This is a genomic window from Amycolatopsis sp. NPDC000009, assembly GCF_055563465.1.
This window is the reverse complement of record NZ_JBVHDI010000046.1, coordinates 1-1306: the sequence shown is the minus strand read 5'-3', so window position 1 is coordinate 1306 and position 1306 is coordinate 1. Positions and strand designations below refer to the sequence as shown.

At 68.6% G+C, this 1306-nt stretch carries 1 protein-coding gene; it reads left to right on the top strand.

Annotation, left to right across the window (positions count from 1 at the left end; all coding sequences use genetic code 11):
• Positions 1 to 138: 138 nt before the first annotated feature.
• Positions 139 to 1306 (top strand): IS30 family transposase (locus ACZ3HL_RS44760; protein WP_465538057.1); only part of this gene is annotated, 1168 nt, incomplete at its 3' end.

Genomic DNA, 1306 nt, shown 5'->3' with positions numbered 1-1306 from the left:
CTTGGGTTCTAGTGGTGGTTGCAACACCTGGCTTGTTCAGGGGTTGTGTTGTTCGAGATCCGTGGAGATCGGTCGCCGCAAGGGCCGAGGAAGCTGTTGGCCGAGCGCCGGGCTTATCTTGATCTTGTGGCGCAAGGGATGGGCACTGCGCAGGCGTGCCGGGTCGTGGGGGTCAACCGCCGGACGGGGCATCGGTGGCGGCAGGGACGTGTGAGTCAGGCGGGGCGGAAGACCGGCAGGTCTTCCGCCCCGCCGTCGTGTCCGTCGGTGCCGGAGTCTCCGTCCGCGGGCCGTCCGCGGGCCGGCGGGGCGCGGGTTCCGGCCACCCGGTTTCTGTCCCGCGACGAGCGGTTGCTGATCGCTGATCTGACGCGAGCCGGGCATGGTCCCCGGGAGATCGGCCGCCGGATCGGCCGTCCGGCCTCGACGGTCAGCCGGGAGCTGGCTCGCAACGCCGATCCCGGCAGCGGTGAGTATCTTCCCTGTTCCGCCCAAGCCCGCGCCGAAGCACGCCGGCCCCGGCCCAAACCGGGCAAGATCGCGACCACACCCGAGTTGCGGGACCGGATCCAGGACATGCTGGATGACCGGTGCAGCCCCGAACAAGCCAGCAATCGGCTGCGCCGTGATCACCCCGACCAGCCGGAGCTGCACGTGGCCCACGAAACCATTTATCAAGCCTTGTATGTCCAAGGCCGCGGTGAGCTGCGCCGCGAACTCAAGGCCGCGCTACGCACCGGCCGCACCCGCCGCAAACCCCGCAACACCGGCGAGCAACGCCAACCCCGGTTCACCGCACCCATGGTGATGATCAGTGACCGCCCGGCCGAGGCCGACGACCGCGCCGTCCCCGGCCACTGGGAAGGCGACCTCATCATCGGCGAGAACGGGGCATCCGCGATCGGCACCCTCGTCGAACGCACCACCCGCTACGTCATGCTCGTCCACCTCGGACAATCCCGCACCGCCGAACACGTCCGCGACGCACTCATCACCACCATCAGCACCCTGCCCGACCACCTGCGCCGCTCCCTGACCTGGGACCAAGGCGCCGAAATGGCCCGTCACCACGAATTCAGCATCGCCACCGACATGCCCGTCTACTTCTGCGACCCCCACGCACCCTGGCAACGCGGCTCCAACGAGAACACCAACGGCCTGCTCCGCGAGTACTTCCCCAAAAGCACCGACCTCAGCGTCCACACCCCCGAACACCTCGCCGCCGTCGCCGCCCAACTCAACCGCCGCCCACGCAAAACGCTCGACTGGGACACCCCAGCCGAGCGCCTCACTACACTCCTCACCA